The 23149-nt window shown below is 71.1% G+C and carries 17 protein-coding genes; 7 read left to right on the plus strand and 10 right to left on the minus strand.

Features of this window, described 5'->3' with window-relative positions:
* Window positions 1-939 precede the first annotated feature (939 nt).
* The 4 genes from ATL51_RS01290 to ATL51_RS01305 form a co-directional block, all read right to left on the minus strand.
* On the minus strand, window positions 940-1791 hold the full coding sequence (locus ATL51_RS01290; RefSeq protein ID WP_100877358.1) for a F510_1955 family glycosylhydrolase: 852 nt from the start codon (window positions 1789-1791) through the stop codon (window positions 940-942).
* A 475-nt stretch (window positions 1792-2266) separates the two neighbouring features.
* Window positions 2267-2947, minus strand: coding sequence for a DUF305 domain-containing protein (locus tag ATL51_RS01295; protein WP_100877359.1), 681 nt, complete (start codon window positions 2945-2947; stop codon window positions 2267-2269).
* 74 nt (window positions 2948-3021) lie between these two features.
* On the minus strand, window positions 3022-3453 hold the full coding sequence (locus ATL51_RS01300) for a DUF6153 family protein (RefSeq protein ID WP_157818182.1): 432 nt from the start codon (window positions 3451-3453) through the stop codon (window positions 3022-3024).
* Window positions 3454-3670: 217 nt separating this feature from the next.
* The gene (locus ATL51_RS01305) at window positions 3671-5626 is read right to left on the minus strand and encodes a heavy metal translocating P-type ATPase (RefSeq protein WP_301548838.1); all 1956 of its coding nucleotides are present in this window, start codon (window positions 5624-5626) and stop codon (window positions 3671-3673) included.
* Between the two features lie 486 nt (window positions 5627-6112).
* Here ATL51_RS01305 and ATL51_RS01310 point away from each other — a divergent pair, with 486 nt between their 5' ends.
* The 4 genes from ATL51_RS01310 (at window position 6113) to ATL51_RS01325 (ending at window position 9972) form a co-directional block, all read left to right on the plus strand.
* Window positions 6113-6397 (plus strand): metal-sensitive transcriptional regulator, encoded by a 285-nt coding sequence (locus ATL51_RS01310; RefSeq protein WP_100877362.1) that lies wholly within the window; start codon window positions 6113-6115, stop codon window positions 6395-6397.
* 27 nt (window positions 6398-6424) lie between these two features.
* Window positions 6425-6634 (plus strand): heavy-metal-associated domain-containing protein, encoded by a 210-nt coding sequence (locus tag ATL51_RS01315; RefSeq protein ID WP_100877363.1) that lies wholly within the window; start codon window positions 6425-6427, stop codon window positions 6632-6634.
* Window positions 6635-6736: 102 nt separating this feature from the next.
* Entirely contained in the window at window positions 6737-7693 is a 957-nt protein-coding gene (locus tag ATL51_RS01320) for a hypothetical protein (protein WP_100877364.1), read from the plus strand.
* Complete coding sequence (locus ATL51_RS01325; protein WP_100877365.1) at window positions 7693-9972, plus strand: heavy metal translocating P-type ATPase; 2280 nt, start codon at window positions 7693-7695, stop codon at window positions 9970-9972. Before ATL51_RS01320 ends, ATL51_RS01325 begins: the two co-directional genes overlap by 1 nt.
* A 184-nt stretch (window positions 9973-10156) precedes the next feature.
* Here the strand turns inward: ATL51_RS01325 and ATL51_RS01330 are convergent, their stop codons facing one another.
* The 3 genes from ATL51_RS01330 to ATL51_RS29790 form a co-directional block, all read right to left on the minus strand.
* The gene (locus ATL51_RS01330; RefSeq protein ID WP_100877389.1) at window positions 10157-12586 is read right to left on the minus strand and encodes a tyrosine-type recombinase/integrase; all 2430 of its coding nucleotides are present in this window, start codon (window positions 12584-12586) and stop codon (window positions 10157-10159) included.
* Complete coding sequence (locus ATL51_RS01335; protein WP_208622878.1) at window positions 12583-13776, minus strand: tyrosine-type recombinase/integrase; 1194 nt, start codon at window positions 13774-13776, stop codon at window positions 12583-12585. The genes ATL51_RS01330 and ATL51_RS01335 overlap by 4 nt, the downstream gene beginning before the upstream one ends.
* Window positions 13777-13910: 134 nt before the next feature.
* Window positions 13911-14186 (minus strand): ATP dependent DNA ligase, encoded by a 276-nt coding sequence (locus tag ATL51_RS29790; protein WP_100877367.1) that lies wholly within the window; start codon window positions 14184-14186, stop codon window positions 13911-13913.
* A gap of 78 nt (window positions 14187-14264) precedes the next feature.
* On the opposite strand from ATL51_RS29790, the gene ATL51_RS01345 reads away from it, so the two are divergent.
* The 3 genes from ATL51_RS01345 to ATL51_RS01355 all read left to right on the plus strand — a co-directional run bounded on the left by ATL51_RS01345 (window position 14265) and on the right by ATL51_RS01355 (window position 19343).
* Window positions 14265-17345, plus strand: a complete 3081-nt coding sequence (locus ATL51_RS01345) for a Tn3 family transposase (protein WP_208622879.1) — start codon at window positions 14265-14267, stop codon at window positions 17343-17345.
* Window positions 17346-18002: 657 nt separating this feature from the next.
* Window positions 18003-18614: a cadmium resistance transporter gene (locus ATL51_RS01350; RefSeq protein WP_100877368.1), complete on the plus strand. Its 612-nt coding sequence runs from the start codon at window positions 18003-18005 to the stop codon at window positions 18612-18614.
* 189 nt (window positions 18615-18803) lie between these two features.
* Window positions 18804-19343, plus strand: a complete 540-nt coding sequence (locus ATL51_RS01355) for a signal peptidase II (RefSeq protein WP_100877369.1) — start codon at window positions 18804-18806, stop codon at window positions 19341-19343.
* Between the two features lie 82 nt (window positions 19344-19425).
* Here the strand turns inward: ATL51_RS01355 and ATL51_RS01360 are convergent, their stop codons facing one another.
* Genes ATL51_RS01360 through ATL51_RS01370 form a run of 3 tightly spaced genes read right to left on the minus strand, consistent with a single transcriptional unit; the run spans window position 19426 to window position 23064 of the window.
* Window positions 19426-20655 carry a cytochrome P450 gene (locus ATL51_RS01360; RefSeq protein ID WP_100877391.1) on the minus strand — a complete coding sequence of 410 codons (1230 nt, stop codon included), beginning with the start codon at window positions 20653-20655 and terminating at the stop codon, window positions 19426-19428.
* A 50-nt stretch (window positions 20656-20705) separates the two neighbouring features.
* The gene (locus ATL51_RS01365) at window positions 20706-22700 is read right to left on the minus strand and encodes a heavy metal translocating P-type ATPase (RefSeq protein ID WP_100877370.1); all 1995 of its coding nucleotides are present in this window, start codon (window positions 22698-22700) and stop codon (window positions 20706-20708) included.
* Window positions 22693-23064 carry an ArsR/SmtB family transcription factor gene (locus ATL51_RS01370; protein ID WP_208622880.1) on the minus strand — a complete coding sequence of 124 codons (372 nt, stop codon included), beginning with the start codon at window positions 23062-23064 and terminating at the stop codon, window positions 22693-22695. Before ATL51_RS01370 ends, ATL51_RS01365 begins: the two co-directional genes overlap by 8 nt.
* Window positions 23065-23149: the final 85 nt, after the last annotated feature.

The following is a 23149-nucleotide window of genomic DNA, read 5'->3' on the forward strand; positions in this document are numbered from 1 at the left end:
CTGCGAAACGACACGCTGTTGAACGGACGAGGTCGCCGACAGGTTCTCGGTCGGACAGGTCACAGATCGGCGCCCCAGAAGGCGTCACTCATTGTGACCTGGACTGGTGTTCCCCGCTTTAGTCCCGATATGCTTATTGACCGTTTCGTCCTCAGTCTCCATGACGCTGGCCTGCCGGGCGGTTCCGTCGGGTCTGGACACCTCCTCGACCACGCCACGGCTGTCCTCCGCGACGGACTCATCGCGGACAACGGCAACATAGTCTTTCTGGTGCGTACGGGCCGCTGGGTGGAGCGATCGGCTGTTATCGAGCATCGCCTTGAGCTACTCGCGTTCGAGGCCCGCGTGCCCTGTGCTGAGCTCGACGACCAGCTACCGTCCGAGAGAGACGTTCCCGGCAGGCAAGGGTCGACTATCGGTGGCAGGAACGAGTACGTCGACCACGCCTCGGCCGCTCAGCTCTGCACCGGTGGAGACAAGGCCCCCCGCAAGCCTCGTGACGCGTCGGTGCAGAACAGCACAACCCGACGGCCAGGATCTCATCGTCGCACAGCCCGGCCGCTGGTCGACTGCACCGGCCTTACCAATGAAGCCGATTCGCGGGCGTCTTCGTGAGCGAGAAACAGCGGCTCCCGGCCCTCTGTGGCGACGCCCTTGGCCGATGGCGGCGAGCCACGGCAAGTACCCGGCAACAGCCGTTGCGAGTGCGGGTCTACAGGCGGTCCGACGGACGCATCGTGCGTCCCGTCCGGTTCCGCGGCGAAATATACTTCCGGGTAGTGCGTGGTGCCGCCGATACGGCCAGGTCCGACCAGCCTCGGCAGTACCCGTGATTGAACGACCACACCGCGCGCTGTCAGCGGAAACAGCCCGCTAGCCGACCGGACTCCTGCAGGGGACGATCACTTCCCGTAGCGTTCGATGCTGGTGGGTTTCCGGTTAGGCGAGACGCTGCAGAGTGACGCCGCCGTCGGTAGAACGCTCGACCCCGACTTCAGTCACTACCGTCAGCCGGCCTCCGTTGTCGGCACTGATCGCTTGCGGTGGGGTCGCGGTGGCGCCTCGACGCTGCCAGGTCGCGCCCCGGTCGGTGCTGGCGTACAGCGTTCCTTCCGGTGCGATTCCGTACACGCTGCCGTCGTCGGCCCATGCCAGGTAGGCCAGGAGGGGGGTCCCGGCGACGCTGGTGAAGGTGGTGCCGCCGTCATGGCTGGCCATCACTCCGGCCTCGGTGGTGGCCAGGATCCGGGTGTTCTCCCCGGGCGCCAAGGCGATGTCGAGAGCGGACAGCGAGGCCCCTCGTTGCCAGTTCTGGCCGCTGTCGGTGCTGGTCAGGAGCAGTCCGCGGGTGGCGTCGAGGCCGGCGACAACTGTGCCGTCGACGTCGAGGGCGTGGAAGTCGACCTCGCCGTGCAGGCTGATCGGATCCCACGTCGCACCGCGGTCGGTGCTGCGGACCAGGCCGAGGGGGTTCGGTGTGCTGGTGTCCTGCGGGGCGGGGTGGCCGCTGGCCAGGTAGGTGTTCGGGCCGGCGACGGTGAAGCCCATCAGGTCGGGGCCGCCGGCCTGCGGATTCTGGCGCGGCGTCACTGTTCCCTCGGCGGTGAGGCTGAACAGGCCGTGGTGGCCTGCGATGACCGTGCTGCCGTCGGCAGGATCGACTCCGACGCCGTGGACGTGGCCGACCTGCTCGAACACGTCGGCGGTGGTGCCGGCGGCGGTGGGCCCGGCGGCCGGTTGAGTCGGTCCGCCACAGCCCACCAGCAGCACGGCGATGCCCGCGGCCAGCACGGCGTAGGTCAGGGGTGCTCGGGGTCTACCGAGCTGGAGGTTCCTGCGGTCTACCGGAGGTGAGTCGATCATGAGCGGTGGTCGTCTCTCTTTAGCCGGGGCGTGCTCCGGCATCGCGGTCGGTTCGGCGGGCCGAACCGTGGGCAGGATGTGAAGGCCGTCGTGGCTGCGTGGTCATCGACCCGCACAACGTGCGGCGCGGCGGTCGCCGTGGGGTGTGTGGGCAGACAGCGCTTGCACCGCGCACCCGAGCAGGCAGCGCAGGACCGCCCGGCCAGACTCGGATCTGGCGGCCGCGACCATCGCGGACAGTGGACCTCGGGCAGCGGACCGACTCGCACTCTTCGCCATCGGACAGCCTCCGTCGTCGATACGGGTGGGGGGTATACCGGTCCACGGTACATACCCCCCACCCGTATCAGCCCAGGGTGAGTGCGGCTCTTTGTCGCCGTCGTCGCCCGTGGACGGCGGACGGTCAGCCGAGCAGCCCGCGCATCTGGCCGATCTCGGCCTGCTGGGCGTCGACGATCTGCTGGGCCAGTGCCTTCGCCTCGGAATTGATTCCGCTGGCGAGTTCGGTCTGGGCCATCTGCACCGCACCCTCGTGGTGGGCGATCATCATCTCGAGGAACATGCGGTCGAAGGCGGCGCCGTCGGCCTGCTCGAGCTGGCGCATCTGGTCAGGCGTCATCATCCCGGCCATCCCGCCGTGATCCATCCCGCCCTGACCCATTCCGCCCTGACCCATCTCGCCATGGTCCATCCCGGGCATGCCGCCCTGGTCCATCCCGGGCATACCACCGGATGCGGGTGCGCCCCAGGTGGTGAGGAAGGTCTGCATCTGCGCGATCTCCGGGCCTTGGGCCTGCTCGATCTCGGTGGCGAGGCCGCGGACGTCGTCACTTTCGGCGCGGTCGGTGGCCAGCTTCGCCATCTCCACGGCCTGCTGGTGGTGCGGGATCATGCCCTGGGCGAAGGCGATGTCGGCCTGGTTGTGCTCGGTCGAGACCGCCGCGCCCGGGGCAGCGACGCTGGTCGGGGCGGGGGCCGTGGCCGCGGGTGGGGCGCTGTCGGCGGGCTGCGCGCCGCCGCAGGCGGACAGGACGAGGGCAGCGGTCAGTATCGTGGCCGCGGTGGCCACGTGGGTGATCTTCATGCGTGGTTCTGGCTCTCCGTGTCGAGTACGGGTGATCGGGCGGTGATCCGGCGCTCTTCCGCGCCGGGGGCCGATCAGGTCCGCAACACGCAGAGCTGAGCGAGTCGTCGGGGGACGGGCGGTGGCCGCTGGGCGGGTCGGCCGCGAGGGCGCTGGCGGGCCGCGATGATCGAGATCGGGAGCGGCAGGAGTCCGAGGAACAGCCACGCCGAGAGCAGGGCGAGCCCGGCGGCGGCCAACACGGCCAAGCACAGATGCAGCGCGTGGGTGGCGCCGTGCTCGCCGTGGTCGGCCGGCATCGGCTTTTCGGCTGCCACCGTTGCCGGTGGCGCGGATGCCGCGGCGGCACGGTGGTCGCTGTGCCCGGTCGCTGTCGCTGCGGCCGCCACCCCGTGCCCGGTGTCTGCCGTGGGGGCCGGCGCGACGAGTGCGTGCATCCCGATCAGGCCGAGCAGGACAGGCAGGACCAGCAGCACCCGCTGCAGCCCTCCTCGCCTGTTGCCCATGTCGGTCACGGTACCGGAACGGCTGCCCGGCCCGCGCCGTGCTGTGCCATCGCTCTGGCGGGACGGCCGGCCCAGGCCGCCGACACGACAGGCACGGTCCGCATCCATCCGACCAGGCTCGTGACGCAGCTGGGCCTGCTCGCAGCCACACCGAGCTCGTCCTGCGTTGTCACGTCGGTCGATGGTGCCTTCGAGGCCGGACCGCCGTCCGAGCACGTCACCGGGTGGCGTCGGCGCCGGCGAGTCGTGCTGTGCTGCGCGCCGGCGTCAGGTCGAGACGGCGAAGAAGCTGAGCGTTGAGGGCGACGACGACGGTCGAGACCGACATCAGGATCGCGCCTACGCTCATCGGCAGGACGAACCCGACGGGAGCGAGCACCCCGGCCGCCAGCGGGACGGAGGCCAGGTTGTAGCCGGCCGCCCACCACAGGTTCTGCTTCATCTTCCGGTAGGACGCACGCGACAGGTCGATCACCGACAGCACCGACCTCGGGTCGGACGAGGCGAGGATGACACCGGCGGAACCGATCGCGACGTCGGTCCCGGCCCCGATCGCGATACCCACGTCGGCCTGGGCCAGGGCAGGAGCGTCGTTGACGCCGTCGCCGACCATCGCTACCCGACGACCCTCGCTCTGCAGTTCGGCCACCTTGGCGGCTTTGTCCTCCGGGCGGACTCCGGCGAAGACCCGGTCGATGCCGAGGTCGGCAGCGACGGTGTCGGCCACGGCCCGGGCGTCCCCGGTGATCATGACCACCTGCGTGCCGACGGCGTGCAGAGCCTCGACCGCCTCCCGGGACTCTGGTCTGATCTCGTCTGCCAGTCGCAGCGCCGCGATGACCTCCCGGTCGGCGAGGACGTGCAGGATGATCGCCCCTTGGCGGCGCCACTGGTCCGCGACCGCGAACTCGGCGGCGCCGTGCTGGTCGAGCAGATGGGGTCCGCCGACCTGGATCAGCGTGCCGTCCACGGTGGCCTCGACCCCGACCGCGGGAGACGAGGAGAACTCACGCGCCGCGGGCACGGTCAAGCCCCGGTTGCGGGCGGCGCCGACGATGGCTCTGGCCAGGGGATGTTCGCTGCCGGACTCGGCCGCGGCCGCAAGAGCGAGCACCTCGTCCGCGGCGCGGCCCTCTCCCGGCTCGATGCCGGTGACGGTCGGCTCGCCCCGGGTGAGGGTCCCGGTCTTGTCGAACAGCACGGCATCGACGGTGCGCATCGACTCCAGCGCCAGACGATCCTTGACCAGCACGCCGCCCCGGGCGGCACGCTCGGTGGCGATGGACACCACCAGCGGGATGGCCAGCCCGAGAGCATGTGGGCAGGCGATGACGAGCACGGTGATGGTGCGCACCACTGCGGTGTCGGGTAGCCCGACCAGAGACCAGACCACCGCGGTGAGCACGGCAGCGCCGAGGGCGAACCAGAACAACCACCCGGCCGCGGTGTCGGCGAGACGCTGAGCCCGCGACGACGATGCCTGGGCGTCGGCCACGAGCCGGCGGATCCCGGCCAGCGCAGTGTCGTCCCCGGTCGCCGTGACCTCGACCCGCAGGCCCGAGTCGGTTGCAACGGTGCCGGCCACGACCTGATCACCGGTCTGACGCCGCACCGTGCGGGACTCCCCGGTCACCATGGACTCGTCCATGCTCGCCGACCCGTCCACGATCGTTCCGTCGGCGGGCACCGACGAGCCGGGCCGGACGATGACCACGTCTCCGACCACCAGGTCGGCCGGTGAGACGGTGACGACGACATCGCCGTGGTCGACCCGCTCGGCCTCGTCGGGCAGCAGTGCCGCCAGGGAGTCCAGCGCCGAGGTGGTCTGGGCGAGTGAGCGCATCTCGATCCAGTGACCCAGCAGCATGATCACGACCAGCAGCGCGAGCTCCCACCAGAAGTTCAGCTCGCCGTCGAGCAGGCCCAGGCTGGCACCCCAGGACGCGATGAACGCGACTGTGATCGCCAGGCCGATCAGCAGCATCATGCCCGGCTTACGCGACCGGACCTCTGCGACGGCGCCGGTGAGGAACGGGCGCCCTCCCCACAGGTAGATCACGGTGCCCAGCACCGGCGAGACCCACCGCACCCACTCGCCGACAGGCAGGTGATAGCCGACCAGGTGGGCGAACATGTCGTTGAACCCGACCACGGGGACGGCCAGGACGAGCATGATCCAGAACAGCCGCCGGAACTGCCCGACGTGATCGCCATGATTGCCGTGCCCGTCGTGTCCCTGATGCCCTTCGTGCCCCTCGTGCCCCTCGTGCGCACCGGGTTTGTGATGGTGCGGCTGCTCACCCGGGCCGGTCCTGACCGGTGCGGCCGCCGGGCGGATCTCCTCGGCCGGTCCGGCAGCGCTGCCCGTCGTGTCGGTCGCTTGGTGTGGGTGGCGAGCAGACCCGTCTGCGTCCTTGCTCGATCGCTCTCCGGGGTTCATGCCACATGGATACGCCATACCCCATAGGGGTATCAAGCGCAGGCATGCTCAGCTGGCTGGTTTGTTCGTCATAGAGCTCGGCACGGCGCTCCGATCTCGGGTGATCGGCTGGTACTGCGCCATACCTACCCCCGGCGATCCGGTGGGGATCACGGATCGACACGATTGAATGCGGGTACCCCGTAGGGGTATGCTGGAGGTGTCACGAGGAGGTAGGCGATGCAGCACGGATACGCCGACAGCAAGGACTCCCACATCAAGCGGATGCGTCGGATCGAGGGCCAGGTCCGCGGGATCACGAAGATGATCGAGTCGGACAAGTACTGCATCGACATCCTGACTCAGGTGTCGGCGGTCAATAAAGCCCTCGAGGCCGTGGCCCTGGGCCTACTCGACGAGCACCTCAAGCACTGCGTCGCCGACGCCGCCGCCGAAGGTGGCCCCGTCGCCGACCAGAAGATCCAAGAGGCCAGCGCCGCGATCGCGCGACTGGTCCGTTCCTGAGTACGACGACCGAGAGGAATGAGCGCTATGAGCACAGCCACCTACACCGTCACCGGCATGACCTGCGGGCATTGCGTCTCGTCGGTCACCGAGGAGGTCAGCGAGATCTCCGGTGTGACCGACGTGGCGGTCGACCTACCGACCGGCGCCGTCACTGTCACCAGTGACCGCGAGGTGTCCCCCGACGCGGTCCGCGCAGCCGTCAAGGAAGCCGGGTACGAGGTCACCACGACCTGAGCATCACCAGCACCAGTCCGCCACCCGGTACGGGTCACGGCCCCGCAGCTCGCTGCGCGCGGCCGTCCACCCGTACCGGGTCTCACCGAAGGACTTCCGACGATGAAGACCGCAGCACGACTGTCCGCCTACGGTGCGGCTGTCGTCCTCTTCGGAGCTGGCGCATTCGCGACCGGCGCGACCATCGATGCCCCCACCGCACACCTACGCCCCACCGCACAGACCGCCGACCACGGGGCTGACCCGGCGGCGGGTCACGGCGCTCCCACCGCCTCCCGGTCGACAGGGCCCGCCGGCCTGGCCTCGACCGAGGGCGGCCTGACGCTGACGCCCGCCTCGAACACGCTCCCGGCCCGGCAGGCGAGCGAGCTCGCGTTCCGGATCACCGGCCCCGACGGGGCTGCGATCACCGGATTCGACATCGAGCACGAGAAGCGGATGCACCTGATTGTCGTGCGCAGCGACACGGCCTACTTCCAGCACCTGCACCCGACGATGGACCCCGACGGCACCTGGCGGGCCCCGATCACCCTGCCCGGCGGAGGCACCTATCGTACCTTCGCCGACTTCGCCCCCACCGGTGGCGAGGCCACGACGCTCGGGGTCGACCTGTTCGCCCCGGGCAGCTTCGCGCCCGTCGCGCCGCAGGCCAACCGCACCGCCACCGCCCCCGGGGGATACGAGGTGACCCTCGACGGGGTGCTCGAGCCCGGCCGGTCGAGCCCGGTCACCCTCACCGTGACCCGTCACGGCCAGCCGGTGCGCGACCTGCAGCCCTACCTGGGCGCCTACGGCCACCTGGTCGCGCTGCGCAGCGGCGATCTCGGCTACCTCCACGTCCACCCCGACGGAGCACCCGGGGACGGCACCACCGAGTCCGGGCCCGGAATTACCTTCCACACCGAGGTGCCCTCGACCGGCACCTACCGGCTGTTCCTCGATTTCCAGCACGACGGTCAGGTCCGCACCGCGCAGTTCACGGTCCCGACCACCGGGTCCGCGCCGGCCGCGCCCGGCTCGGTCGAGACCGGCCACCCGCACACCGACGGAGGCCACTGATGACCGCGACCCTGCCCCCGTCCGGTGACCAGGTCCGCGAGATCGAGCTGGCCATCGGCGGCATGACGTGTGCGTCCTGCGCGAACCGCGTCGAGCGCAAGCTGAACAAGCTCGACGGCGTCAGCGCCACGGTCAACTACGCGACCGAGAAGGCGAAGGTCTCCGCGCCGGGCAGTGTCGGCACCGACGCCCTCGTGGCCGCCGTGGAATCGGCGGGCTACTCGGCCGTCCTTCCGACCCCGCCGCACCGCGGCTACGACACCGCCGACGACACCGCCGAACAGGACGACGAGCTGCGTCCCCTGCGCGACCGCCTCCTCGGCGCGGCCCTGCTGTCGGTCCCGGTCGTGGTCCTGTCGATGACCCCGCCCCTGCAGTTCGTGAACTGGCAGTGGCTCTGCCTGGTCCTCACCGCGCCGGTCTGGGCCTGGGCCGGCGCCCCGTTCCACCGCGCAGCCTGGACGAACCTGCGTCACGGCGCGGCCACCATGGACACCCTCATCTCGATGGGCACCACGGCGGCGATGGCGTGGTCGGTCTATGCGCTGTTCTTCGGTACCGCAGGAATTCCCGGCATGGTCCACCCCTTCGAGCTGTCGGTCTCACCCACCGACGGCGCCGGGAACATGTACCTCGAGGTCGTGGCCGGGGTCATCACGTTCGTCCTCGCCGGGCGCTACTTCGAGCAGCGCTCCAAGCGCCGCGCCGGCGCCGCCCTGCGCGCCCTGCTCGAACTCGGGGCCAAGGACGTCGCCGTCCTACGCGACGGCTCGGAGGTCCGCATCCCGATCGCCGATCTCGCTGTCGGGGACCGGTTCGTCGTCCGGCCCGGAGAGAAGATCGCCACCGACGGCACGGTCGTCGACGGCCGTTCGGCTGTCGACGCCTCGATGCTCACCGGCGAGTCCGTCCCGGTCGAGGTCGCCGTCGGCGACACCGTCGTCGGCGCCACCGTCAACGCCGGCGGGCGCCTGGTCGTCCAAGCGACGCGGGTGGGCTCGGACACCCAGCTCGCCCAGATGGCGTCGCTGGTCGAGGACGCCCAGAACGGTAAGGCCGCCGTCCAGCGCCTCGCCGACCGGATCTCAGGGGTCTTCGTACCGATCGTCATCGCGGTCGCTGTGGTGACGCTCGGATTCTGGCTAGGCGCCGGGGCCGGCGCGACCGCGGCGTTCACCGCGGCCGTCGCCGTGCTGATCATCGCCTGCCCCTGCGCGCTCGGCTTGGCCACACCGACCGCGCTGCTGGTCGGAACCGGCAGGGGCGCCCAGATGGGCGTGCTGATCAAGGGCCCCGAAGTCCTGGAATCCACCCGCAGGATCGACACCATCGTCCTCGACAAGACCGGCACCGTCACCACCGGCAAGATGTCCCTGGCCGCCGTCCACACCGCCGGCGGATCCGACGAGGCCACCGCCCTTCGGCTGGCAGGCGCCCTGGAGAAGGCCTCCGAGCATCCGATCGCCACCGCGATCGCCACCGCCGCCGAGACGCGCACCGGCAATCTCCCCGGCGTCGAGGACTTCACCAACCACGAAGGACTCGGTGTCCAGGGGGTCGTCGACGGTCACGCCGTGATCGTGGGCCGGCCACGTCTGCTCGAGCAGTGGTCGACTCCGCTGACCGGCGAGCTCGCCGACGCAGCTGCGGCTGAGGCGGCCCGCGGCTCCACCGCCGTCGCCGTCGCCTGGGACGGGCAGGCCCGCGCCGTGCTCGTCGTCGCCGACACCATCAAGGACACCTCCGCCGAGGCCATCACCGAGTTTCGTCGTCTCGGGCTGCGACCGGTACTGCTGACCGGGGACAACCGCGCCGTCGCTGACTCCGTCGCCGGCGAGGTCGGCATCGACGTCGGCGACGACACCGTCATCGCCGACGTCATGCCCGCCGACAAACTCGCCGTCATCGAGCGCCTGCAGCGCGAGGGCCGAGTCGTCGCCATGGTCGGCGACGGGGTCAACGATGCCGCGGCGCTCGCCCAGGCCGACCTCGGCCTGGCCATGGGCACCGGCACTGATGTCGCCATCGAGGCCTCCGACATCACCCTCGTCCGTGGCGACCTGCGCGCCGCAGCCGACGCCGTACGGCTCGCACGCACAACCCTGAGCACGATCAAGACCAACCTGTTCTGGGCCTTCGCCTACAACACTGCGGCGATCCCGCTCGCAGCGTTGGGCCTGCTCAACCCCATGATCGCCGGTGCAGCGATGGCGTTCAGCTCGGTCTTCGTGGTCGGCAACAGCCTGCGGCTACGTCGCTTCCGAGGACACGCGGTCTGATCCGCTTCCCGGTCGAGGAGGTGGTGCAGCCACGATGGCTGCACCACCTCCTCCCGGGCCGCCACAGTCGCGCACAGGCTGTGAGGCGCGTCAGTACGGGTACAGCGGATGCGGGCAGGACAGCACGTCATCGATCATCCCGGTGATCCATCTGCGACCGCGTGAGGTCTGATCACGGGTGGGTTCAATCAGGGTTGGTAAGGAGAGGCATACCGAGCGATACCCGCTCTGCGGAGCCCGCGCTCGCCCGGTCGAGGCGGGTGAGCTTTTCGGCTGCAGCGGTGAGGCTGGTCGTAAGGCCTTCGATCTCTCCGAGCCAGTGGTTCAGACGGGCCTCCTGAATCCGGTCTCGGAGGTTGTCGACAATCGCGGCGAGCCGCGGCCGGGCGCGCGGGTCGACGCGCAGGCTGGGGCAGCGGATGCAGGCGTGTTCGTGTCGACACGGAGTGCCGTAGGGACGGCCGCAGGTGCCGAGCTCGAGCTTGCGGGTCTGGAAATGCTGCTGGAACTCCCGCCACTCGGCGTCGGTAGCCACACGGTGCTCCGCAGCCGGACGCTCAGCGCGCCGGTTGGCCAGGAAGGCCTGGTAGCTGCGGACGAGCTCGTCGTCGAACACAGCGGTGTAAGCCTGAGTGGTGTTCACGCTGGCGTGGCCGAGAAGCCGAGCCACGATGTGCAGTGGGAGGCCTCCGTTCGCGGCTTCGGTGGCGAAGATCCTTCGGAAGTCGTGTGGGGTGAACCGCAGGGGTTCCCCGGTGAGGGTGCGGACGCCGGCGCGTTCGAGGGTGTCGCGGATCAGCTTCCGGATGCTCCGGGAGCTCAGCGGTTCCCAGCGCCAGGCCATGCGGCGCTGGAACAAGTGCGGCAGGACGGGTCCCAGGACGCGTTCGTGCTCGTCGTAACGGCTGGTCAGTGGGATGGCGCCCTGATTGAGGGCGCGTAGTCGCGTGATGATGGAGGCCAGCACGCTGGCCAGTTCGGGGCTCACGAGCAGGAGTCGTTCGCGATCGCTCTTGGAGGGGACGACCTGCAGCATCGGGACGACCTCGCCGCTGTCGGGCAGGCGGTATGAGATCAGCGCGAGGTGGGTCAGCTCGCTGAGCTCCTCGACGCGCAGGCCAGTCTGACGGAGAGTCTCGATGACCGCCCAAGCCCAGAACGCCTCCTGCTCGGTGCGGCTGAGGTCGATCCTCTGGCCGTCCGGGTCGATCACCAGGACCGCGGGTGGAGATTCGCCGCGGGAGCGGCCGGTGAGATAGCTCTGGTGGGCGGTGCGCAGGTAGGTGCGCCCGTCGTAAGTGAAATGCTCGCCGAGCGCCGTCTGTTCGGCAGCGGCGAGCAGGGCCGCGCTGGTGGTGCGGTGCTGCTCGGCGGTGTCGACGATGGCGTCCAGGTGCGGGAGGCGGTCCCGGACCCGCTGGTGCATCTCAGAGGTGGTGCGGACGCGGGCCTTCCCCATGCCACGCAGGTCGCTGCGTCGCACCGGGTTCGGTGCTGCCCACCCCGCCCAGTAGGGGTCATGGTGGGCCCACTCCTGGATGTCGAGGTAGATCGCTCGGACATAGAGCAAGTTCGAGTAGTACGACTTTCGATCGCGGGTGCCGCCATCCGGCGTGACGATCACTCGTAGACGTCTCCGCCAGGCCTCGGCGACGTCGTGTGGCAGGTGCAGGGAGTCGATCTCGGGGTGGTAGGTCTCGATGTCGCTCCAGAAGTTGCGGATCACCTCGAGGACCAGCGTGCGAAAAGAGCCGTAGTCCATCCCGGTGCGTCGTTCGTCGAAGTAACGCACCAGCATGTCGCGGACCGGGCGGCAGCGCAGCTGGTAGGTGTCGATCAGCTCGGCTGTCGTTCGCTGCCCCAGTCGCAGCGCCTCGTGCAGGCTCGGAGGCTCGAGATCGGCAATCGGACGCAGAACCCGCCAGGCCAGCGGGACCGCGCCCTTCCCGACGCCGTAGTACTCGACCTCCCAGGCTCGGTAGGTCAGCAGGTCCTGAGCGGTGAGCTGGTCGAGATCGCGGCCAGTGCGCAGCACGATCTTCGACAAGACGTTCAGCGTGTCGTCGGCAGCGCGGGTGTTCGTAGCCAGCTCGGATGCCGCCGTCGCGCACTGCTCGAACAGATCTGGCCGGAACTGACTGCGGACCCGCCGCAGCACGGCCTTGGCGCGCAGAGCCCGCAGGAACCCGTAGGACGGGACCACAACCCGGCCCAACAGCAGGAACCCGACCGCTCCTACGAGATCGTTGCGGGCCTTGTTCGGAGTGCACCGGTGCGCGGCGATCAGGGCATCCAGCCAACCCAAGCTGTCATCGGCGCCCGAGGCCAGCCAGCGGGCCTGCCATCCGTCGCCGGGATGGGCCTGCAACCAGGCCAAGATCTGCTCGGCGGCACGCAGGTACGCGTTGCCGCGCCCGTAACCGGTGTGTGGGTGCTTCGGCGGCCAACCGGCGAGCGTAGGCAAGGTCATCAAGATCTCGGCCGACGATGCAGAGTCCAGCGGCCCCAGCATCGGCTCGATGTCGAGAAGCTCCGGATGGCGGCGGAGCTTGTGCGACGTCCGCATCGGCGGGCGGGCAGTCTCCAGGCTGGACGCGACGCGCTGGCCGGTCATCCGGCGTTCCATCCGAACAACACCGACAGGTCGCCCCGGTCGTACCCCTCACCCGCCGCCGGTGGCAGCGAGGGCCGCGACAGTGATGGGGATGCCTGCTCGACCAGGTGCTGGTGCACTCGGCGGGCGACCTCGATGTCTTGTTCGGCGAGATAGATGTCTGCGGTGGTGCTCAGGTGTGCGTGCCCGAGCACGACCTGGACGTCGCGCAGGGTCAGCGCCGGGTCGCGAGCCATCCGCAACGCTGCGGTATGGCGCAGGTCGTGCATCGACCAGTTCGTACCCAGCTCGGCGTTCACCCGTCGAAACACCGCCCGCAGGGCGTCATAGCTCAGTGGATGACGCCGCAGGCCAGCACCGCGGTCGCGGCGGCGCATCGTCTGCCACAGCGCCTGGTCCGGCGCGAGCGGTTCGCCGAGTTCAGATAGGTAGAGGCGGATCCAGACGAACGACTCCGGGCTCGACGGCACCCACTGAACCGCCCGGCTCCCCTTGCGGACCAGGCGGATCCGTTGCTCGCCCCAGTCCAGGTCGTGCCCACGTAGCCCTAGCAGCTCACTGGCCCGGGCCCCGTTGCTCACCGCCAACGCCAGGAGCGCCCGGTCCCGATTCGAGGTCAGCCGGCCAAACAGCTCCGCCCACCGCTGGTCTGGCATCGCCCGAGGTGAGGCCTTCGGGATCTTCGGGTTGTAGCGCAGCCGGCCCTCCGGCCGGAACGGCTCCAACGGATTGTGGTGCCGGTTCGGCCGCGGAGCGGCCCCCGAATGAGCCCGCTGCACCGGATTGACCAGCGGGCCCTCGCCCCGATCGATCCAGTACTCGTAGAACGTATGCAGCACCGCGTTGGAGTGCCGCACCGTGCGTGGGCCGTACCCAGACCCTGGATACGGCTTTCCCGTCACGACATTGACCGCGCCATTCAACGGTGCCGCCGACATGGCGGGCTTACGGGCCTGCGCCAGCCACAGAACCAGGTCTCTGACCTCGGCCGAGGTGGCGCGGTCCCAGCCCACTCGAACTGCTTCCAGCCAACGCCACCAGCGCAGCAGCGCGTATGCGTAGCTGCGCACCGATGTCGGCTGATTGCCCCGTGCTACGAAGTCCGCCAGGAAGCGGGCCACGGGCTCGACCGGTTGCTCGTCGGGGCCCAGCACCTGGAACGGAACGACATCGTCGTCGTCCGCGACCACGCGCCCCCAGCGCGGTAGATAGATCGAGCACACGTCACGCTCGGCGCCGCCAACTCTCACATCGCACCTCCGTCGAGAGAACGACGGAGGTCTACCGACACCCCAGCGCCTAGCGGCAATAGGGGACCGGCGTGTCACTCGGTAGTCCGGTCAACAGCTCGCTGCCGGTAGTCGATCTCGCCGATCAGCCCCGGACGCACCCAACGGCGAAGGTGTATCGGGGTAGGGCTGGCCCACGCGCTGCGCCCGGACGGGACGTCGATCGCAGGAGCCGGCAGCTCGCGCTTCGTCAGGAGCGCGAGTAGGTCCCGTCGTATCCCGGCGGTGAAGCCGGTCCCCACGTCGCCGGCGAACCGCAGTCGTCCCTGGTCGTCGGGCAGGCCCGTGAGGAACAACGGAACGGGATCCATCGGTAGAGCGGCGCCAGCCCGGGGCTCGCGGTAGCGTCGCCGCGTTCGGGGAACGGTCTGGGCTCGACGTTCGAGTCCGTGGCGTGCTGGGGGTTCTCCGTGCCCGTCGAGTTCCTCACCGACGCGCAGGCCGCGACGTACGGCTGCTACGCGAGACCGCCGTCGACGGCGGAGCTGGACCGCTGCTTCCTGCTCGATGACAAGGCCCGCGCTCTGGTCGAGGCGAAGCGGCTGCCGCACACCCGGCTGGGGTTCGCGGTGCAGCTCACGACGTTGTTGTTCATCGGCCGGTTCCTGGCCGATCCGACCGATGTTCCGACCGAGGTCGTGGACTACCTGGCCGAGCAGCTCGACATCGTTGATCCGTCGTGTGTGAAGGACTACCGGGTCCGGGAGATGACCCGGCTCGAGCACGCAGCGCAGATCCGCGAGGCGTACGGGTTCGTCGAGTTCACCGCGGCGGCCGAGGAGCTTGCGCGGTGGGTGGATGACCGGGCGTGGACCACCGGGGATGGCCCGAAGGCGCTGTTCGACGGCGCGGTGGTCTGGCTTCGGGAGCACCGGGTGCTGCTGCCCGGGGTGTCCACCCTGGCTCGGTTGGTGGCCCGGGTCCGGGACGCGGCGATGGCGCGGCTGTGGGACACCCTGGCCGCCCCGCTGACTGCGTCGCAGGCCGCTGCGTTGGATCTGTTGTTGGAGATCCCTGACGGGGCACGAACCTCGGAGCTGGAACGGCTGCGCCGGGGCCCGACCCGGGCGTCGGGCCGCGCGATGGCAGCGGCGTTGGATCGGGTCAGCGAGCTGTCCGCGATCGGCGTCGGTCAGATCGAGCTGGGGGCGGTCCCACGGCGGCGGGTGATCGAGCTGGCCCGCTACGGCATGGCGGGGAAGGCGCCGGCGTTGCGCCGCCACCCTTACGCCCGCCGGCTGGCGACGCTGCTGGCCACGGTGGTGGGGCTGCAGGCTAGGGCCACCGACGATGCGGTGGAGCTGTTCGACGTGCTGATGACCACGGAGCTGTTGGCCCGTGCGCAACGCCAGACCCGTGACGAGCAGGCCCGGCGGTATCCGCGGGTCAGCCGCGACGCCGGGAAGTTGGCCGCCGCGGTCGGGGTACTACTCGAGGCCACGACATGGGGCCCGGAGATCACGCTGGAGCTGGTCTGGGACGCGATCGAGAACGTGGTCTCCCGGGCCGAGCTGCGCACCGCGGTCGCGAACATCACCGACGTCGTGCCGGCCCCGGGCACAGATCCCGACACGGAGTGGCGGGCGACCCTGGCCGACCGCTATGCGGTGGTGCGCCCGTTCCTGCCGATGCTGTGCACGGCCATTCGGTTCGACGCCACCGCCGAGGCCACCCCCGTCCTCGACGCGCTGCGCGCCCTGCCGGACCTGCTCGATGCCCGCCCGACGGCGCGGGTACCGGCGGGGTACCTCGACGCCCGCAAGGTCGCGGTGGACCTGGTCCCGCCAGGCTGGGCGCGGGTGGTGTTCACCCCCGGGCGACCGGAGACCACGGTGAACCGGGCCGGCTACGTATTCTGCGTACTAGAGCTATTTCACCATCGGCTGCGCCGCCGCGACATCTTCGCGCTTGCCTCCGGTCGCTGGGCCGACCCGCGCGCGCAGCTGCTGGACGGCCCGGCGTGGGAGGCCGCCCGCGGCCCGGTGCTCAACGCCCTGCAGCTCCCGCACGATTCCGACCCGCTGCTGGCCGAGCACGCGAGCGACCTCGACGCCGCGCTGCGCCACGTCGCGGGGCGCCTGATCGCCAACACCGAGGTCTCCATCGACGAGCAAGGCCGGTTGCACGCCGGGAAGATCGACGCCGTCTCCGATCCGCCGAGCCTGACCGACCTGCGGCGCCGGTGCGAGGCGATGCTCCCGCGGGTCGACATCGGCGAGGTGGTGCTGGAGGTGATGTCCTGGCACCCGGAGTTCGCGGCGGCGTTCACTCCGGCCTCGGGCGGCCAGGCCCGCCTGGACGACCTGTCGGTGAGCGTGGCGGCCGCGCTGACCGCGCACGCGCTCAACGTCGGGTTCACGCCGGTCCTCAGCCCCGGAGTGGCGGCGCTGACCCGGCACCGGATCAGCCACGTCGACCAGAACTACCTGCGCGCGGAGACCTACGCCGCAGCGAACGCCCCGCTCATCACCGCTCAGGCCGACATTCCGCTGGCCCAGGCGTGGGGTGGTGGGCTGCTCGCGGCGGTGGACGGTGTCCGGTTCGTGGTGCCGGTGCGCAGCATCGACGCCCGTCCCAACCCGCGCTACTTCGGGCGCAGGCGCGGGGTGACGCTGCTCAATCTGGTCAACGACCAGGCCGTCGGGCTGGCCGGGCTGGTCGTGTCGGGCACCCCGCGTGACTCGCTGCACGTGATCGACCTGATCTACCGCCAGGACGGCGGCCGCCGCCCGGAGGTCATCATCAGCGACACCGGCTCGTACAGCGACATGGTGTGCGGGCTGATGCGGCTGCTCGGGTTCGACTACCGCCCCCAGCTGGCCGACCTGCCCGACGCGAAGCTGTGGCGGATCAACCCGGGCGCGGACTATGGCCCGCTCGCCACCGCCGCCCGCGGGAAGATCGACCTCGGTCGGGTCAGGGCGCACTGGCCCGACCTGTTGCGCTTGGCCGGGTCCATCCACACCGGCGCGGTCAGCGCGCACGACGTGCTGCGGATGCTCGCCCACGGCGGCAACCCGACCCAGCTCGGTGAGGCCCTGGCCCACTACGGGCGGATCTTCAAGACCCTGCACGTGCTGTCGTATGTCGATCAAGCCCCGTACCGGGCGGAGATCAAGGGCATGCGCAACCTGCAAGAAGGCCGCCACGACCTGGCCCGGCACGTCTTCCACGGCCGCCGCGGCGATCTGCGCCGCGCCTACCACGAGGGCATGGAGGACCAGCTCGGCGCGCTCGGGCTGGTCCTGAACTGCATCACGCTGTGGAACACCGTCTACCTCGATGCCGCCCTCGCCCAACTGCGCCAGGAGGGCTGCCCAGTGCGCGGCGAGGACGTTGTACGGCTCTCGCCCTACATGCGCCGTCACCTCAACGTGCACGGGCACTACTCGTTCCAGCTCCCCGACCTCGCCGGGACCCGCCGTACGCTGCGCGATCCCGACACCGGCGACGAGGACGAGGACCGTTGACCGCCGCTCTACCGGGCGTCGAGCCGCCGACATCGCGCCGCGCAGTGCTGACGTGATGGCGGCTCCGGCAGGTCGACCCCAGGTCCACATCGTCGCCGCCGCTCATGCTGCTGATCGTGCTGTGCACCGGAGGACACTAAACCGCTGTGACCGACCGTCACCGGTTCTCGGTGACGGTGGTCCGCAGGCGCCGACCTACGATCGCGCCTTGACCTGTCACGCCGCTGTCCACGCTGCAGCGCGAGGTACCCGGCGGCCGGTCGACGCCGGCAAAGCGCGGCGAGAATTTGCATCGGCTATTGACTATGACAGCGGCGGACGATGATAGCATCGTCGTATGACGATGCTGCGTGCCCGACCAAGCGTCTTCAGCGTATTCACGGCTCGTCTGCCGTTTCTGGGTCACACGAGCACGCCCGCGCTGCGTCACGTGCCCGGAACGCTGACAGCGTGTCGGACCGCGCGCGAGCGCCGGCGCCGCCGTAGCGGTCCTCACCCCGCTCGCGGTGCCCCACCGCTCGGTCGGCATGTCATGTCGTAGCTCACCGGGACCACGCTCCGCTGGAGCGGCGTGCCCGAACCGCCGTACCGCCCGCTCCCCGGCGGCCGACTCTCGCCGACCGAACGATGTCGGCGACCACCAAGAAGGCAGCAGCCATGGAACCCCTCACGTGGACCCTGCAGGCCATCGGCCTGTTCATGGTCACCAACATCGACGACGTCATCGTGCTGTCGCTGTTCTATGCCCGGGGTGCCGGCGTCCCGGGGACCACGGCCAGGATCCTCGGTGGTCAGTACCTCGGTTTCGGCGCCATCCTGGCCGCGGCGGTGCTCGTCGCCCTGGGCGCGCGCAGTTTCCTGCCCGAGGAGGTCATCCCGTACTTCGGCCTGATCCCGCTGGTCCTGGGCCTGCTCGCGGCCTGGCGGTCCTGGCGGTCCTGGTGTGACGGTGACGACGATGACGACGAGGGCAAGCTCAGCGGCAAGGCGCTCAGCGTGCCCGCCATCGCCGCGATCACCTTCGCCAACGGCGGGGACAACATCGGCGTCTACGTACCGGTCTTCGCCACCGTCGGCACCGGCGGCATCATCGCCTACTCGATCGTGTTCCTCGCCCTGGTCGCCGTGCTGGTCGCCGCGGCGCGCTTCGTCGCCACCCGCAAACCGATCGCCGAGGTGCTGGAGCGCTGGGAGCAGGTGCTGTTCCCGATCGTGCTGATCGGTCTGGGCATCGTCATCCTGGTCGAGGGCGGCGCCTTCGGCCTGTAGGTGCCGGCGTGCCGCGGCTGCGGTCTGTTGAGGCGGCGCATCCGCGTACTGCTGGCGGCACCGCCTCTCCGCGGCGAGACGGAGCCGGTGCGCTGTCATCGGCTCCGCCGTTTATCATCGCCTTATGCCGATTGCTGTCGCTGGTGCGAGGTCGGACGGGGACCCGAGCGATCGGGCGGAGTCGCGCCGATGAGTGCCTGGCCGAGATCACGCTCGGTCGCCACGGCCGGTGTCACGGCGGCGGTCGCTGTCCTGGTCGATGTGGTGACCAAGTGGCTGGCCGATACCCGACTGCCCGGCGCGCCGGTAGACCTCGGGATCGGGCGCCTACAGCTCAGCTACAACACCGGGGTGGCGTTCAGTCTGGGCGACGGGCTGCCGACCTGGGCCGTGCTCGCGCTGGCCGGGGTGATCACCAGTGGCGTGCTGGTCGCGATCGTCGCCGGCTGGCTGCGCCCGCCGGTGCCGGCGGGCCTCGTGCTGGGCGGTGCGATGGCCAACATCGTGGACCGGGCCGGGGACGGCGCGGTCACCGACTTCCTGTGGCTGGGCTGGTTCCCGACGTTCAACCTGGCCGACACCGCGATCACCCTCGGGGTGCTCGCCCTGCTGTGGGCGTCGTGGCGCACCGAGAACCGCAGCGTCGCAGGACACGCCACGGAGCAGGAATCGGCAGACCAGGGCCGCCCCCCTCGGACGGCACCTCGTGAACCCCACGGCACCTCGTGAGCGGCGGCCCTGGCGACCGCGCACCCGAACCAGCCGCCGACACTGCGGCGACCAGGGTGATGCGCGGGCCGGGTGCGATGCGTCAGCGGGCGGTGGGGGTGAGGAGCACGCCGCTGCGGGGGCGGGTCGGGACCCGGGACAGGTCGACCTCGAGGTCCTGGGGTGGCAGCGTGTAGTCCAGCCGGGCGAGCGTGCGGGTGGCGACGGCGATCATGGTGAGCACGACGTCCTCGCCGGGGCAGCGGTGCCCGGTGGCCACGTCGCCACCGCCCTGCGGTACCAGGGTGTCCGGGTCGACCGGGCCGGCGAGAAAGCGGTCGGGGTCGAAGCGGTCGGGGTCGGGCCAGTGCGTCGGGTCGTGGTCGGTGCCGTGCACGTCGAGCACCACCAGCCCGCCGCGCGGGACCGGGACGCCGAGGACGTCCTGGTCCTCGCGGGCCACGGCGGCGAGCACCGGCACGAACGGGTAGCGCCGGCGCACCTCCTGGGCGAACGCGGCGACAGCGCCCTGGTCGGGCTCGGTGTCGGCGAGGCGGTGGCGCCATTCGGGGTGCTCGTGCAGGGCCATGCCGGCGAAGGCCACGTACCAGGCCGCGGCCACGGTTGGGCGCACGAAGTTGAGCAGTGCGACGCCGGCGACGCGGGCGGGCAACGGCCGCCCGCGCAGGTCCCGGGCCGTCGCGACCGCGTGCAGCGCGGTACCGGGCGCCGGGTGGATCTGTCCGAGGCGGGCCCGGCGGACGAGCCCGGCCGCCCACCGGCCCAGCCGCGCGCGGGCGAGGGCGGCCCGGGCGAAGGGCCGCCCCGGCGTGCCGAACCCGTCGACGATGTCGGCGAGCTGCCGCGCCCGCCGGGGCAGCTCCGCGGACGCCATCGGGATCCCGGCCCACGGCAGCACGGCCGCGCCCAGGACCTGCACGGCCTCGTCGAACAGCCGCACCGGCGCCCCGCCCGCCCAGCGCCGGGTGACCGCCTGCCACTCCTGCTCGGCACACCGACCGAGGTCGGCCACCGCGTCGGCGGTGAGCACCCGCAGGTACAGCGCCTTGCGGTGGTGGTGCTCGGCATTGTCGAGGCCGTGCACCGTGTCCCGGCCGAACAGCACCAGCTTCAATGGGGCCGGCAGCGACCCGCGGCGGCGTAGCCGCGGATCGTAGAAGCGACGCACCCCGGCCGGGCCGCCGATCAGCACCGCGCGGCGGCCCAGCAGCCGGGTCGGTACCGCCCACGGGGCCGTCGGGGGGTCTGGCCGCAGCCCGCCGGCCCAGCGGTACCCCTGACGGAGCAGCTGCAGCGTCTGGTCCCTCACCACGTCCTGCACCTACCCCTCAACCTCGGGAATCCGTCCGGTGTTCACCGGCATCAGCCGCGATGTGCGGCGTCGAGCGGTTGCGGGCGCGTCGGCGCCGACGGCGGGAGCACCGTGGCGGCGGTGGGAGACAGCGCGCGGGTGCGGCCGGCGCGCACCCCGTTGGCGATGACCAGGATCTCGGCGAGCTCGTGCACGGCGACGACCGCGGCCAGGCCGAGCACGCCGAGCAGGGCCAGCGGCATCAGTCCGACGATGATGGCCAGCGACAGCCCGACGTTCTGCAGCATGATCCGCCGGGCTCGTCGGGCGTGGTCGAGGGCCTGGGGCAGGTGGCGCAGGTCCTCACCCATCAGGGCGACGTCGGCGGTTTCGATGGCCACGTCGGTGCCCATCGCGCCCATGGCGATGCCCAGATCCGCGGTGGCCAGCGCGGGGGCGTCGTTGACGCCGTCGCCGACCATCGCGGTGGGCCGTTCGGCGCGCATCGTCGCGATGAGTGCAGCCTTGTCCTCAGGTCGCAGCTCGGCGTGCACGTCACGGATGCCGGCCTGCGCGGCGAGCGCGGCGGCGGTGGCGTGGTTGTCCCCGGTGAGCATCGCGACCCGGTAGCCGTCGCGCTGCAGGTGGGCGACGACCTCGGCGGCCTCGGGCCGCAGCTCGTCGCGCACGGCGACCGCGCCGAGGACCGTCCCGTCGGCTTCGACGAGCACCGCGGTCGCCCCGGCCTCCTGCATGCCGCGCACCGGCCCGGCCAGGTCACCGGGGTCGATCCAGCCCGGCCGGCCCAGCCGCAGCGCACGCCCGTCCAGGCGGCCGGTGAGCCCGGCGCCGGGCACGGCCTCGACGTCGGCGGCCGGGGTGGGCTGGTCGACCGCGGCCAGGATCGCGCGGGCCAGGGGGTGCTCGCTGCGCGCCTCCAGCGCGGCGGCCAGCGCGAGGACCTGCTCGCGGGTGGCGCCACCGGTGGTGGCGACCTCGATCACGACGGGCCGGTTGCGGGTCAGGGTGCCGGTCTTGTCCAGGGCGACCTGGCGCACGGCGCCCAGGGCCTCGAGCGCGGCGCCGCCCTTGACCAGCACCCCCATCTTGCTCGCCGCGCCGACCGCGGCGACCACGGTCACCGGGATCGAGATCGCCAGCGCGCACGGTGACGCGGCGACCAGCACGACCAGCGCGCGTTCGATCCACACCAGCGGGTCACCGAACACGCTGCCCACCACGGCGATCAGTGCGGCGGCGACCAGCACGCCCGGGACCAGTGGACGCGCGATCCGGTCGGCGAGGCGCTGCGCGGCGCCCTTGCGGGACTGCTCGGCCTCCACGATCGCCACGATCCGGGCCAGCGAGTTGTCCGCGGCGGTGCTGGTGACCTGCACCTCCAGCACGCCGGTGCCGTTGATCGACCCGGCGTACACCTCGTCGCCGGGGCCGGCCTCGACCGGCACCGACTCCCCGGTGATCGCCGAGACGTCCAGCGCGGTCCGCCCGGTCCCGACGGTCCCGTCGGTGGCCAGGCGCTCCCCGGGGCGCACCAGCATGGTGTCCCCGACCCGCAGCTCGCCCGGAGCGACCACGATCTCCAGGCCGCCGCGCAGCACGGTGGCCTGCTCGGGGACCAGCGAGAGCAGCGCGCGCAGGCCGCGGCGGGTCCGGGCGATCGAGTACTCCTCCAGGCCCTCGCTGATGGAGAACAGGAACGCCAGCATCGCGGCCTCGCCGACCTCGCCGAGCGCGACGGCGCCGACCGCGGCGATGGTCATCAGGGTGCCTACCCCGATCTTGCCCTTGGCCAGGCGGCGCAGTGTGGACGGCACGAACGTCCACGCCCCCACCGCTAGCGCGAGGACCTGCAGGGCGAGCTCCACCGGCGCCGGCCCACCGGACCAGCCCACGACCAGCGACGCGCCGAGCAGCACCCCGGCCACCGCGGCGGCGCGCAGCTCGGAGACCTCCCACAACCGCTCCGGCTCCCGCTCCGCCACGACCTCACCGGTCTCGGCGTCGACGCGGGGCTCATCGGGGCCGCACCCGCACGCGTCACTCACCGCGCACCCCCACGGTGCCGGTACCGAAGTTCGGGCACAGCGCCACGGCCGACCCGGTCGCCCCCAACAACCTCTCCGCGGCGGCGAGCAGGTCCAGCAGCTCCGGGCGGGTCAGCGAGTAGAACATCTGCCGGCCCTCCGGACGGCCCATCACCAGGCCGCAGTCGCGCAGGCACGCCAGGTGCGCCGACACCGTCGACTGCGCCGACCCGAGCCGCTCGGTCAGATCCACCACCCGCGCCTCGCCCCGGGCGAGGTGCTGCACGATCGCGAGCCGGGTCGGGTCGGACAGGCTGTGGAACAACGCCGCAGCCGGCATCAACTCCTGGCGCGGGGACACCGCCACCGCATCTGGCATCGTCATGCGGCGATGATAACGCATGTGGCCCATGTTCGGCGCCAGCTTTTCGACGCCCTCGATCGTCGCAGCCCTGGACACCGCCGCGACA

This window comes from Pseudonocardia alni, assembly GCF_002813375.1.
Classification (GTDB): Bacteria; Actinomycetota; Actinomycetes; order Mycobacteriales; family Pseudonocardiaceae; genus Pseudonocardia; species Pseudonocardia alni.